Here is an 11,510-nt window from a genome sequence, read left to right on the forward strand (position 1 = left end):
CCTCGAGATGTACGAGCGTCACCGAGCGGTGCTCGCGGAGCTGCGCCGCGAGCTCGACGGCGAGCGAGGTCTTGCCCGCGCCCGAGCGGCCGTCGATCGCAATGACGGCCGGGCGCGCGGGGCGGGGCGGGGTCACGCCCCTGCGTAAACCGGCGGGCGCCGCGAGAGCTCGGCGCGGACGTGCTCGACGATGCCGGGGACGGCCGCGTCGATGAGCTCCCATGCGAGCTCGAAGTCGCTCTGGTCGCCGAACCACGGGTCCTCGATGCCCTGGTCAAGGTGGTCCAGATGGGCGACGGCGGGGTCGAACTCCCGCAGCATGCGCACCTTGTGCTCGGTCCCGGCGGGGGCGAGCTCGCGGAGATGACCGTAATGGTCCACGTCGAGCGCGAGGATGAGGTCTCTTTCCACGAACCATTCGGGGCGGAATTTGCGCGCGACGTGCCGGCGCGCGGGCACGCCATGGGCGTCGAGGACGCGCGCGGCGCGCGGATCAAGAGGCCGTCCGACCTCGTAGTTGGTGGTGCCCGCCGAATCGACTTCCGCCCGGTCGGCGAGGCCCGCGCGGCGCAGGGCGTTGTTGAGCATGAACTCGGCCATGGGTGAGCGGCAGATGTTCCCGGTGCAGACCGTGATGATCCGGTAGGGGCTCGCCGTCGAGTTCATTGCACAAGCATAGGGTCCAGCCCTCGCTGAGCCGGAATCCGGGGTCGATCCGACCGCTTTACGACCGCTATAGGACGCTAGATGACTGCGAGGAGCGCCCCGACGCCCACGAACAGCACCCCGAAGATGCGGTTGAGCACGCGTTGGCCGCCCTCATCACGCGTGAAGCGCTGGAAGCTCTTCGCCGCGAGCGCGAAGAAGAACCACATGACCGCGACGTCGACGCCCACGATCGTTGCGCCGATCACCAGGTACTGGCTCCACAGGGGGAGCCCGGGCTGGACGAAGCCGGGGATGAACGCGAGGAAGAAGACGATCGCCTTCGGGTTGAGCAGGTTGACCCACAGCCCCCGTTGGAACATCGATCGGGCCGGCTCGTTGACGAGCGCCGCGGTGGCCTCCTCGGAGGCGTCGGGCTTCCGGATGAACTGCCGGACCCCGAGGTAGGCGAGGTAGGCGGCGCCGAGGTACCGGATCACGTTGAAGGCGACGGGCGAGCTTGCCACGAGCACCCCAAGTCCGGCCGCGACGATCGCGAGGTGGATCGCGAGGGCGGCCTGCTGACCGAGCACGCCCCAGATCGCGCGGCGGAAGCCCGCGTTGAGCGAGTTGCTCATCGTGTTGATGGCGCCCGCGCCGGGGGTGAAGCTGATGAGGAGGCATGCGCCGAGAAGCGCGGCCCAGAGGGAAAGTGGCACCCCTTCAGATTAAGGCCGCCCCTCACCACAGAATGTCGAGGCCGTGATCCCTCACGCCCGCCCGATCACCTCGCCGTTGGGGATGAGGAACCAGCCGTCCGCGGACGAGCCCCAGCGGTGCCAGCCGGACGCGATCCGCTCGAGGTCGGCGCGCTCCGCGAAACCGTACCCGACGGCCTGGTCCGCAAACGCAGAGTGCAGGACGCGCTCGCTCCACACGCGCGCCTGCCACGTGCGCTGCTGGGGCGTCGCGTACAGCCAATTGCTGCTCGACGGCGCCACGTCCGTGAAGCCCGCCTCCTGCATCCAGCTCACGAGCCGCCGCCCGGCGTCGGGCTCGGCCCCGTTGCGCCGCGCGATCCGCTGGTAGAGGTCCATCCACTCGTCGAGCTCGGGGATCTCGGGGTACCAGCTCATGCCGTGGAAGTCGGCGTCCCGCACGGCGATGATGCCGCCCGGCTTCGCGACGCGGCGCATCTCGCGCACGGCCGCGACGGGGTCCGTGAGGTGCTGGAGGACCTGATGTGCGTGGACCACGTCGAACGCCTCGTCCTCGACATCGAGGTCGTAGACGTTGCCGGTCACGAACCGCACGTTCTCGACGCCGCGCTCCTCGGCGAGGGCTCGGGCCTGCGCGACGATGTCCTCGGAGCGGTCGAGGCCCACCACCTGGCCGGGCGCGGTGAGCGCCGCGAAGTCGCACGTGATGCTCCCCGGCCCGCACCCGACGTCGAGCACACGGGAGCCCGGTGCGAGGTGCGGAAGGACGAAGGCTGCGGAGTTCTGGGCCGTTCTCGCGGCGTGGGCCCGCACGACGCTCTCGTGGTGGCCGTGGGTGTAGACGTCGTCGGGAGTGCTCTGCTGGCCGTCCATGGAACAACGTTACGCGCCGGCCGTGCACGCTTGGTGATAGGCGCGACAGGGCCCTGTGAGCTTGGCTACGAAAACCGGTATCTCGGCGAAACCGCCCAGAATACCGCCATAGGCTTGTTGCGACAAACCACGGATTCCACTGCGGGCAACGACGCCCCGGACAGCGAAAGGAGCACCACCCCATGTCCCTCCTGGATCAGAGCCGCACCCGCTCCCGCTTCCTCGGCCGGCGCTCGATGCACCTCGGCGAAGACATCCTCCTGGCCCGCCACGGCGCGCACATCCACCACCTCGTGCACGATCGCCGCAACCGCCGCATGGTCGCCGTCCTGCATGACGGGACGGTTGACTCCGCCTCGAACGCGCTCCTCGCGGCCGCCCCGACCCCGCTCGAGCGCCTCTCCCAGCAGCTTCAGGACGTCCGCGACGACGTGGCCCCCGTCTCGAAGGCGGACCTCAAGATCCTCGGCTGGTTCACGGTCGGCTGGGCGGTCGTCTCGGCGCTCTTCATCGTCGGCATGATCGCTCTCTCGGCGGCGACCGGCACGCAGGCCTTCGCGCAGGCGGCCACAATCTTTCCGTCGTACTGACGCCCGTTTCTCGGCAGGCGGACGCCCCGACGCGCCGTGCGGTCGCGCCGATACGCTGAGATGATGACCCCGCCCGCGCCAGCCGAGCCCTCTCCGCAGTCCGCCCCCGCCGCGGAAAGCACCGCCGCGCCGTGGAGCCCGCGGCTCGCGCTGCTCGTCGCCGCGACGTACTTCATGGAGTTCCTCGACGGCACGGCGCTCTCGACGGCGCTGCCCGCGATCGGCGCCGACTTCCGCGTGGTCCCGGCCGACGTCAACGTCGCCATGACGGCCTATCTCGTCGCGGTCGCGATGGGCATCCCGTTCAGCTCGTGGCTCGCCGAACGCTTCGGGCCCCGGCGCGTGTTCTGCACCGCGATCGCGGTCTTCACGCTCGCCTCGCTCCTGTGCGCGCTGAGCCCCAACCTCGGCGCGCTCACGGCGTTCCGCGCGGTCCAGGGCTTCGGCGGCGCCATGATGGTGCCGGTCGGCTCGCTCGTCGTGCTGCGCGGCACCCCCAAGGACCAGCTCCTGAAGGCGACCGCATACCTCGTGTGGCCCGGGCTCCTCGCGCCCGTGCTCGCGCCCCTCGTGGGCGGCGCGCTGACCCAGTACCTCTCGTGGCACTGGATCTTCCTCGTCAACCTCCCGCTCGGCCTCGCCGCGTTCCTCGCCGCCCTCCGGCTCGTCCCGAGCGTGGGAGGGGACCGCGACCGTCGCCTCGACTGGCCCGGCCTCGCGCTGACGACGGCGGGCGTCGCCGCGATCGTCGTGGGGCTCGAGCTCCTGAGCGAGGGGCGCCCCGCGGGATGGGCGACGGCGGGGCTCGCCGTGGGTGCCGCGGCACTCGTCGCGGCGGTCTGGTGGATGCGCCGTGCCAGACGACCGCTCTTCGACTTCCGCGTGCTCGGGGTCCGGACGTTCCGCGCGACCCAGACCGGCGGCTTCGTCTACCGGCTCACGATCATGGCCGTCCCGTTCCTCCTGCCGCTCCTGTTCCAGGATGGCTTCGGCTGGGATCCCGTTCACTCGGGCCTCCTCGTCGCTGCGGTGTTCGTGGGCAACATCGGAATCAAGCCGGCCACCTCCCCGCTCATCCGGCGTTTCGGCTTCAAGCCCGTGCTCGTCGTCGCGGCGACCGTCTCGGCGGTGACGTTCGCGGGGTGCGCGCTGCTCACCCCGGCGGTCCCGGACGTGCTCATCGCCGCGCTCCTGCTCGTCTCGGGCGCGTTCCGTTCGATCGGGTTCTCGGCGTACATGAACGTCCAGTACGCCGACGTCTCCGCGATCCAGCTGCCGAGCGCGAACGCGATCGCGAACACGCTCGTGCAGCTCGCCGCGGCGCTCGGCGTGGCCGTCGGGGCGCTCCTGGTCCGGGCCGGGATCGCGTTCGGCTCCGCGGGGGCCGAGCATGCGGCGCCGTACCGCGTCGCGTTCTTCGCGATCGCGGGGCTCATGCTCGTGAGCGTCGCGGACAGCCTCCTGCTCCCGCGCCACGCCGGGACCGAGGTGAGCGGCCGCCGCTGAGCCGCCGGGCGCCGTCGTCCGCGCCGCAGGCCGAGCCAAACTTGAGTGCACTCGACTCAAGTCAATTTGACACCCGTGAGCCCCTGCGTAGACTTGAGTGCAGATCGCTCAACTTGACCGCGAGCACTGTGAGCCCGGCGGCAGGTGGGCCTCTCACGGCAAGACCAATCAGCAGGAGGAACTATGTCCCGTGCAGTCGGCATCGACCTGGGCACCACCAACTCCGTCGTGTCCGTCCTCGAGGGCGGCGAGCCGACGGTCATCGCGAACGCCGAGGGCGGCCGCACCACGCCGTCCGTCGTCGCGTTCTCCAAGACCGGCGAAGTCCTGGTGGGCGAGATTGCGAAGCGCCAGGCCGTCAACAACATCGAGCGCACCATCGCCTCCGTCAAGCGCCACATGGGCACCGACTGGACGATCAACATCGATGACAAGAAGTACACGCCGCAGGAGATCTCGGCCCGCATCCTCATGAAGCTCAAGAACGACGCCGAGTCGTACTTGGGCGAGAAGGTCACCGACGCGGTCGTCACTGTCCCGGCCTACTTCAACGACGCCGAGCGCCAGGCCACGAAGGAGGCCGGCGAGATCGCGGGCCTCAACGTGCTCCGCATCATCAACGAGCCCACCGCGGCCGCGCTCGCGTACGGCCTCGACAAGGGCAAGGAAGACGAGCTCATCCTCGTCTTCGACCTCGGCGGCGGCACGTTCGACGTGTCCCTCCTCGAGGTCGGCAAGGACGACGACGGCTTCTCCACGATCCAGGTCCGCGCGACCGCCGGCGACAACCGCCTCGGCGGCGACGACTGGGACCAGCGCATCGTCGAGTACCTGCTCGGCCAGCTCAAGCTCAAGGGCATCGACCTCTCGAAGGACCGCATCGCCCTCCAGCGCCTCCGCGAGGCCTCGGAGCAGGCCAAGAAGGAGCTCTCGTCCTCGACGAGCACCAACATCTCGCTCCAGTACCTCTCGGTCACCCCCGACGGCCCGGTTCACCTCGACGAGTCGCTCACCCGCGCGAAGCTCCAGGACCTCACGAAGGACCTCCTGGACCGCACCAAGAAGCCCTTCCACGACGTCATCGCCGAGGCCGGCATCAAGGTCTCGGACATCAACCACGTGGTGCTCGTGGGCGGCTCGACCCGCATGCCCGCCGTCTCCGACCTCGTGAAGGAGCTCACGGGCGGCAAGGAGCCGAACAAGGGCGTGAACCCGGACGAGGTCGTCGCCGTGGGCGCGGCTCTCCAGGCTGGCGTCCTCAAGGGCGAGCGCAAGGACGTGCTGCTCATCGACGTGACCCCGCTTTCGCTCGGTATCGAGACCAAGGGCGGCGTCATGACGAAGCTCATCGAGCGCAACACGGCCATCCCGACAAAGCGCTCCGAGACGTTCACGACCGCGGATGACAACCAGCCGTCCGTCTCGATCCAGGTGTTCCAGGGCGAGCGCGAGTTCACCCGCGACAACAAGCCGCTCGGCACATTCGAGCTGACGGGCATCGCCCCGGCCCCCCGCGGCATCCCGCAGATCGAGGTCACGTTCGACCTCGACGCGAACGGGATCGTCCACGTCTCCGCGAAGGACAAGGGCACCGGCAAGGAGCAGTCGATGACGATCACGGGCGGCACCGCGCTGTCCAAGGACGACATCGAGCGCATGGTCGCCGACGCCGAGGCTCACGCGGCCGAGGACAAGAAGCGCCGCGAGGCAGCCGACACGCGCAACACTGCCGAGCAGCTCGCGTACTCCGTGGACAAGCTCATCGCCGACAACAAGGACAAGCTGCCCGAGGAGGTCAAGACCGAGGTCCAGGCCGACGTCGACGCCCTCAAGAAGGCGCTCGAGGGCACCGACGACGAGGCCGTGAAGACCGCGTTCGAGAAGCTCCAGAAGTCGCAGTCCAAGATCGGCGAGGCCATCTACGCGCAGCAGGGTGCCGCGGCCTCCGACGGCGCACACACGGCTTCGGGCGCGGCTGGCGGCGCGAGCGGTGCCTCGGCTGGCCACAAGGACGAGGACATCGTCGACGCCGAGATCATCGACGAAGACGAGAAGAAGAAGTAACGCGATGGCTCCCCACCACGGCAACGAGGAAGAGCACGAGGTCCGGGGCGAGCCGCAGAAGCCCGTGATTCGGGACAACCGCAAGGTTGATCCGAGCACAGGAAACGTGCGGCAGCCCGACGCGGGGCCGGCAGGCCAGAAGCCCGAGGCCGGTGCCGCGGGCGGGGCCTCCGGCGACGCGGGATCGAAGCACCCCGAGCACGAGGAGCTCCGCCCCGTGGACGAGGCGCACGACGCCGAGGACGTCCTCGCGCAGGCCGAACGGATCTTGAGCGAGGCGGCGGATGTCCAGAACGAGGCCGCCGAGCTTCGTCTGGACCTCCAGCGGCTCCAGGCCGAGTACATCAACTACCGCAAGCGCGTGGACCGGGACCGTGCGGTCGCGGGCGAGGTGGCCGTCATGGGCGTCCTCTCCTCGCTGCTGCCGGTGCTCGATGACATCGACGCGGCCCGCGCCCACGGCGATCTGGCCGACGGTCCGTTCGCGTCCATCGCGGCCAAGCTCGAGGGGATCCTCACGAGCCACGGCCTCGAGCGCATCGACGCGACCGGCGTGGAGTTCGACCCGAACATCCACGAGGCGCTCATCCAGCAGCCGGGCGAGGGCATCGAGGTCGACACGGTGGTTCAGGTCCTGCGTTCGGGGTACCGGACCCAGGCGCGCGTCCTGCGCGCGGCGCAGGTCATCGTCGCGGTCCCGTAGCTTGGGCTGGGACGCCGGACGGGAATAGGGGCCCCGCCCCTTCGCGCGATGGCTTTGCATCTGCGATGCAAAGCCATCGCGCTTCGGCAGGCCCAATGCCACTCCCGGGCCCCTATTCCCGGTCCGGCTTCGTCGAGCCGTCTCCTATACGGCACCGGCGTAACGTTAGTTTTTGAAGCAGTGAAGGGAGGCCCTTGTGGCCAGTCAGGACTGGGTGGAGAAGGACTTCTACTCCATTCTCGGCGTGCCCAAGGATGCCTCCGATGCGGACATCAAGAAGGCGTACAGGAAGCTCGCGCGGAAGTACCACCCGGACCAGAACCCCGGGGACAACGAGGCCGAGAAGAAGTTCAAGGACATCACCGAGGCGAACTCGGTGCTGAGCGACGCCGAGCAGCGGCAGCAGTACGACGCGATCCGGGCCATGGGAGGCGCGCGCTTCTCCGCTGGCGGCCCCGGCGGAGGCGCGGGCACCGCGGGCTTCGAGGACCTTTTCGGCGGCCTGTTCGGTGGCGGCGCCGGCCGGCATTCCCGCGGCTTCGGCTCGAGCAACCTCCCGCCCGAATTCGCTGACCTGTTCGGGGGCTTCGGCTCGGGCGGCGGCTTCCAGGCGCCCCAGCAGAAGGGCGCCGACCGCGAGGCCTCCACGACGATCTCCTTCGCGGGCTCGATCCGTGGAACGACCGTGGGCCTCCGCGAGCAGAACGGCGACGTCATCGACGTGCGCATCCCGGCGGGGATCCGCGACGGGCAGAAGGTCCGTGTGCGCGGCAAGGGCGGGCCGGGCTCGGCCGGCCCCGGCGACCTCATCGTCACGGTCCACGTGACGCTCCACGAGTTCTTCACGCGCGACGACGACAACATCCGCATCCACGTGCCCGTGAGCTTCGACGAGGCGGCGCTCGGCGCGCAGATCGAGGTCCCCACGCTCGACGGCCACGCGGTCCGCATGAAGATTCCCGCCGGCTCGAACTCGGGCCGCACACTGCGCGTCAAGGGCCAAGGCGTCAAGACGTCCAAGGGCACCGGCGATCTCCTCGTCACGATCGACGTCGTGGTGCCGCAGAACCTCTCGAAGGAAGCCGAGGACGCCGTGCGGGCGTTCGCGGAGGCCACGGCGAAGAACTCCGAATCCAACCCCCGCGCGGGGCTCGCCGCCAAAGCGAGGCTGTAGGCCATGGCCATTGATCCGTACGCTCCGATCTTCGTGATCTCCGTAGCGGCGGAGTTGGCCGAGATGCACCCTCAGACCCTCCGCCAGTACGACCGATTGGGCCTTGTCTCGCCCACGCGGCAGTCGGGCCGCCAGCGGCGCTATTCGCAGCACGACGTCGAGCTCCTGCGCGAGGTGCAGCGCCTCTCGAAGGACGGCGTTTCGCTCGAAGGCATCCGGCGGATCCTCGAGCTCGAGAACCAGGTGGCCGCGTTGCGTTCGCGCGTCGTGGAGCTCGAGCAGGAGGTCGTCGCGGCGCGGCGCGGCGCCGGGGACCCCCGCCGCGTGTTCGCGGCCGGGATCGGCGGCGACGTCGTGACCCTCACCCGTGGGCAGCGGCCCGAACAGCGCTCGCAGGCCGTCGTCGTGTGGCGGCCGCGGCCGGGCCAGGCTCCGGGCCTGTTCTGAGTTCTGGCCGGTCGTTGTGCGGGATCTGGCCGGTCGTCGATTGGTCACGTTTCTCCCAACGAGGGGGCACCTCCGTAAGTCCGCGCAAGGTTCGCCCAACGTTCACCTGAGCCTTGCGGGTCGGGAAGTACCGCCGTCGTACGGTCGAAACCGTAGCCGGCCACCCGAGCGAGGAGCCTCATGAGCACCAACCAGCACCCGGTCGTCCTGCCCGCCGAGGCCCTCGAGGGCCTGGACGGAGAGGTCGTCGACGCGAACATCGATGTGGTCAACGCGATGTATTCCGAACTCCTCGGCGAGGAGGAGATCGCCACCAACGCGCTGCGCAGCTACTACGTGGACTTCTACCTCACGGAGGCGCTCGACGGCGGGTTCGCCCAGTATGTGGTGAGCGCCGGTGAGCGCGAGGAGATCGACGATTTTGTGCGCGACGGCCTCCGCGAGATGGGCGCGACGAAGCACCTCGGGCTCTTCGAGGAGACCTCCGCGGCGTTCGACGCCCTCACCGACGAGGACGCCGAGGCCTACCTCGAGGGCGACGACGAGCCCTCCGAGGCGGTCAAGGCGCTCGAGTCGCTCGACGAGCGCTTCGAGGAGACGCTCGACGACGAGGATCTCGTGGCGCTCAACGCGGCCTGGCTTCGGGGCCAGGAGGGCCTGCTCGCGCTCGACGACGACGCCATCGAGCAGGAGATCGCCCGACGCGTGGGCCTCATCCCGGACCTCGAGGAGCGCCGCGCCGAGGCCGAGCTGCTCGACGACGGCTTCGACGACGCGTACGACGACGAGGACGACGAAGCCGACTTCGACGACTTCGAGGAGCTCGACGACGCCGAGTCCCACGAGCCGCACGCTGAGGCCAGCGCCAACGGCAACGAGCCGCACGCGCACGAGCCGCACGCGCACGCCGAGAAGGCCGAAGGCGCCGCCAAGTAGTCATCACAAGAGCGCGGGCGCCCCTCGGGGGCGCCCGCGCTCATCTGAAGATCAGGTCGCGGCCCGGAACTGCGGGCAGGCCTCGTTGGAGCAGCCTTGGTCGCGCGGGATCCACTGACCGCTTTCCTCGCGCCAGACGATGTGCCGATGCTGGCCGCAGAGCTCGCAGCTCGGGGCGACGTAGCTGTGCTTCTCCTCTTCCGTGTAGCTGCGGAAGCCTGACATGACTCCTCCTCGCTTCGGGGACAATCCCGAATCTACTCTCGGGTGCCTAGCCGAGCCAGAGCCCGGAAGACCAGCGCCCGCGAGCGGGGCGATCGAACGCGAGGCGGGGACGTGGGCCGATCAGTACCCCGACCCGGCTGCGGCGAGCGGAGCTTGGATCATGTTCCCGTCAGCGCCCACGACGTACCACACGCTCGCCACGCCCTGGCCGTTCGTCTGCCCGGGGGCGGTGTCCTTCGAGTAGTAGTAGATGGGCATGCCGTTGATGGTTACCTGCGACTTGCCGCTGGCCGTCTTGATGCTGCCGATCTTTCCCGTCACTCCCTGCAGAGCGGGGGTCGCGTCGCTCGTCACGGCGGGCCACAGCGTCGCGCAGCCGCCCGTGCACGCGCTCGTCGTGGTGCCCGGGTTGTCCCGCGTGTAGACGTAGACCGTGGTGCCCTTGCCGTCGACCACGATCACGTGGCCCGCGACCGTGGCCGTCTTGAGCGTGAGCCCGGCAGCGGCGGGCGCGGACTGCGACGAGCCGCCCCCGTAGCCGTACCCGAGGTTGTCCGAGCCGCCCGCGGGCGAGGACGAGGAGGGGCTGCTGGGCGCCGACGAGCTCGCGGGCGGCGCGGACGACGACGAGGAGCCGCTTCCTGCGTTCGCTCCGCACCCGGCGAGGGCCAGGGCAGACGCCGCGGAGAGCGCGGCCCAGACGAGTGCTGCTCGTTGGTTCATGATTCCGCCTTCCGATTCTCGGCGGCAGTTCGCCGCTGACCATGGAGACGCCGCGGGGTGCCCTGCGGTTCATCCGGCGGGACAATGTTCCTTGAACCGTTATGGCGCCCGTGACGTCTTGATGGCGAGGAGTTTTTGGACGAGGCAGCCTTCGGAGACAGCATGTCGATGGACGAGGATGCGGTCGCGGCGATCTATCGCGACCACGGCGCGGCGCTGCGGCGCTTCGCGCGCGGCGCCGTGGGCAGCGACGAGCAGGCCGAGGACATCGTGCAGGAGGCGATCATCAGGGTCTGGCGGCACGCACCCGAGGCGACTGCCGGGCTGCGCGCGTACCTGTATCGGACCGTGCGGAACCTCATCGTGGACCAGCATCGGCAGCGGGCACGGCGGCCGCACACGGTGACGCTCACGGGCATGGACGGCTTCGACGCGGCGCTCGACGCGGAGCGCATCGACGAACTCCTGGACCGCGTCGTCATGGAGGAGGCCCTCATGCGCCTCACGCACGAGCACCGGGAGGCCCTCGTCGCGATGCATTACCGGCGGCTCAGCGTCGCGGAGGCCGCCGCCGAGCTCGGCGTGCCCGCCGGGACAGTCAAGTCGCGGTGCTTCTACGCGCTCAAGGCGCTCCGCGTGGCGCTCGACGAGCTGGGGGTGGAACGGTGAATTTCGACCACAGCGAGCTTCGTCTCTCCCTCGGCGCGTACCTTCTGGGTGGCCTCGACGCGGACGAGGCGCGGGCTGTCGAGGAACACGTCGCCACGTGCCCCGAGTGCCGCGCCGAGATCGAGGAACTCGAGGTGCTGCCCGCGATGCTCGACGTCGTCCCCTCGGCGCGAGCTGCGGAACTCGTCGAGGCGCCGCTCGCCGCGACGGCGGAACCCGTGCCCGGGCTGCTGCTC

Annotated in this window: 14 protein-coding genes; 9 read left to right on the top strand and 5 right to left on the bottom strand. The window is 69.7% G+C overall.

What is annotated here, in order from left to right; genetic code table 11:
* Positions 1-132: 132 nt before the first annotated feature.
* The 3 genes from ACLN58_RS11390 to ACLN58_RS11400 all read right to left on the bottom strand — a co-directional run bounded on the left by ACLN58_RS11390 (position 133) and on the right by ACLN58_RS11400 (position 2,237).
* The gene (locus ACLN58_RS11390; protein WP_415855373.1) at positions 133-666 is read right to left on the bottom strand and encodes a low molecular weight protein-tyrosine-phosphatase; all 534 of its coding nucleotides are present in this window, start codon (positions 664-666) and stop codon (positions 133-135) included.
* Positions 667-743: 77 nt separating this feature from the next.
* On the bottom strand, positions 744-1,364 hold the full coding sequence (locus ACLN58_RS11395) for a LysE family transporter (protein ID WP_415855374.1): 621 nt from the start codon (positions 1,362-1,364) through the stop codon (positions 744-746).
* A 51-nt stretch (positions 1,365-1,415) separates the two neighbouring features.
* A complete protein-coding gene (locus tag ACLN58_RS11400) occupies positions 1,416-2,237 on the bottom strand; it encodes a methyltransferase domain-containing protein (RefSeq protein WP_415855375.1) in 822 nt (273 codons plus the stop codon).
* A 182-nt stretch (positions 2,238-2,419) separates the two neighbouring features.
* Here ACLN58_RS11400 and ACLN58_RS11405 point away from each other — a divergent pair, with 182 nt between their 5' ends.
* The 7 genes from ACLN58_RS11405 to ACLN58_RS11435 all read left to right on the top strand — a co-directional run bounded on the left by ACLN58_RS11405 (position 2,420) and on the right by ACLN58_RS11435 (position 9,657).
* Positions 2,420-2,827, top strand: a complete 408-nt coding sequence (locus ACLN58_RS11405) for a hypothetical protein (RefSeq protein WP_415855376.1) — start codon at positions 2,420-2,422, stop codon at positions 2,825-2,827.
* Between the two features lie 63 nt (positions 2,828-2,890).
* Positions 2,891-4,333 carry an MFS transporter gene (locus tag ACLN58_RS11410; protein WP_415855377.1) on the top strand — a complete coding sequence of 481 codons (1,443 nt, stop codon included), beginning with the start codon at positions 2,891-2,893 and terminating at the stop codon, positions 4,331-4,333.
* Positions 4,334-4,516: 183 nt separating this feature from the next.
* A complete protein-coding gene (gene dnaK / locus ACLN58_RS11415) occupies positions 4,517-6,397 on the top strand; it encodes a molecular chaperone DnaK (protein WP_415855378.1) in 1,881 nt (626 codons plus the stop codon).
* Positions 6,398-6,401: 4 nt separating this feature from the next.
* Positions 6,402-7,100, top strand: a complete 699-nt coding sequence (locus tag ACLN58_RS11420; RefSeq protein ID WP_415855379.1) for a nucleotide exchange factor GrpE — start codon at positions 6,402-6,404, stop codon at positions 7,098-7,100.
* Between the two features lie 196 nt (positions 7,101-7,296).
* On the top strand, positions 7,297-8,274 hold the full coding sequence (locus tag ACLN58_RS11425) for a DnaJ C-terminal domain-containing protein (protein WP_415855380.1): 978 nt from the start codon (positions 7,297-7,299) through the stop codon (positions 8,272-8,274).
* A gap of 3 nt (positions 8,275-8,277) precedes the next feature.
* Positions 8,278-8,721 (top strand): heat shock protein transcriptional repressor HspR, encoded by a 444-nt coding sequence (locus ACLN58_RS11430; protein WP_415855381.1) that lies wholly within the window; start codon positions 8,278-8,280, stop codon positions 8,719-8,721.
* 180 nt (positions 8,722-8,901) lie between these two features.
* Positions 8,902-9,657 carry a hypothetical protein gene (locus tag ACLN58_RS11435; protein WP_415855382.1) on the top strand — a complete coding sequence of 252 codons (756 nt, stop codon included), beginning with the start codon at positions 8,902-8,904 and terminating at the stop codon, positions 9,655-9,657.
* A gap of 51 nt (positions 9,658-9,708) precedes the next feature.
* Here ACLN58_RS11435 and ACLN58_RS11440 read toward each other — a convergent pair whose 3' ends face one another.
* Both ACLN58_RS11440 and ACLN58_RS11445 read right to left on the bottom strand, forming a co-directional pair.
* Complete coding sequence (locus ACLN58_RS11440) at positions 9,709-9,882, bottom strand: hypothetical protein (RefSeq protein ID WP_415855383.1); 174 nt, start codon at positions 9,880-9,882, stop codon at positions 9,709-9,711.
* 120 nt (positions 9,883-10,002) lie between these two features.
* On the bottom strand, positions 10,003-10,605 hold the full coding sequence (locus tag ACLN58_RS11445) for a hypothetical protein (RefSeq protein WP_415855384.1): 603 nt from the start codon (positions 10,603-10,605) through the stop codon (positions 10,003-10,005).
* 162 nt (positions 10,606-10,767) lie between these two features.
* On the opposite strand from ACLN58_RS11445, the gene ACLN58_RS11450 reads away from it, so the two are divergent.
* Positions 10,768-11,274, top strand: a complete 507-nt coding sequence (locus ACLN58_RS11450) for a sigma-70 family RNA polymerase sigma factor (RefSeq protein ID WP_415855386.1) — start codon at positions 10,768-10,770, stop codon at positions 11,272-11,274.
* Positions 11,271-11,510 (top strand): anti-sigma factor family protein (locus tag ACLN58_RS11455; protein ID WP_415855385.1); only part of this gene is annotated, 240 nt, incomplete at its 3' end. The genes ACLN58_RS11450 and ACLN58_RS11455, both read left to right, overlap by 4 nt.

Source organism: Sinomonas sp. G460-2, from assembly GCF_047759905.1.
Taxonomy (GTDB): Bacteria; Actinomycetota; Actinomycetes; order Actinomycetales; family Micrococcaceae; genus Sinomonas.

Excerpts from the sequence above, each read along its gene's own strand:
- ACLN58_RS11390 (WP_415855373.1), bottom strand. The coding sequence starts at position 666 with ATGAACTCGACGGCGAGCCCCTACCGGATCATCACGGTCTGCACCGGG.
- ACLN58_RS11430 (WP_415855381.1), top strand. The coding sequence starts at position 8,278 with ATGGCCATTGATCCGTACGCTCCGATCTTCGTGATCTCCGTAGCGGCG.
- ACLN58_RS11450 (WP_415855386.1), top strand. The coding sequence starts at position 10,768 with ATGTCGATGGACGAGGATGCGGTCGCGGCGATCTATCGCGACCACGGC.
- ACLN58_RS11445 (WP_415855384.1), bottom strand. The coding sequence starts at position 10,605 with ATGAACCAACGAGCAGCACTCGTCTGGGCCGCGCTCTCCGCGGCGTCT.
- ACLN58_RS11420 (WP_415855379.1), top strand. The coding sequence starts at position 6,402 with ATGGCTCCCCACCACGGCAACGAGGAAGAGCACGAGGTCCGGGGCGAG.
- ACLN58_RS11440 (WP_415855383.1), bottom strand. The coding sequence starts at position 9,882 with ATGTCAGGCTTCCGCAGCTACACGGAAGAGGAGAAGCACAGCTACGTC.
- ACLN58_RS11400 (WP_415855375.1), bottom strand. The coding sequence starts at position 2,237 with ATGGACGGCCAGCAGAGCACTCCCGACGACGTCTACACCCACGGCCAC.
- dnaK (WP_415855378.1), top strand. The coding sequence starts at position 4,517 with ATGTCCCGTGCAGTCGGCATCGACCTGGGCACCACCAACTCCGTCGTG.
- ACLN58_RS11435 (WP_415855382.1), top strand. The coding sequence starts at position 8,902 with ATGAGCACCAACCAGCACCCGGTCGTCCTGCCCGCCGAGGCCCTCGAG.
- ACLN58_RS11405 (WP_415855376.1), top strand. The coding sequence starts at position 2,420 with ATGTCCCTCCTGGATCAGAGCCGCACCCGCTCCCGCTTCCTCGGCCGG.
- ACLN58_RS11410 (WP_415855377.1), top strand. The coding sequence starts at position 2,891 with ATGACCCCGCCCGCGCCAGCCGAGCCCTCTCCGCAGTCCGCCCCCGCC.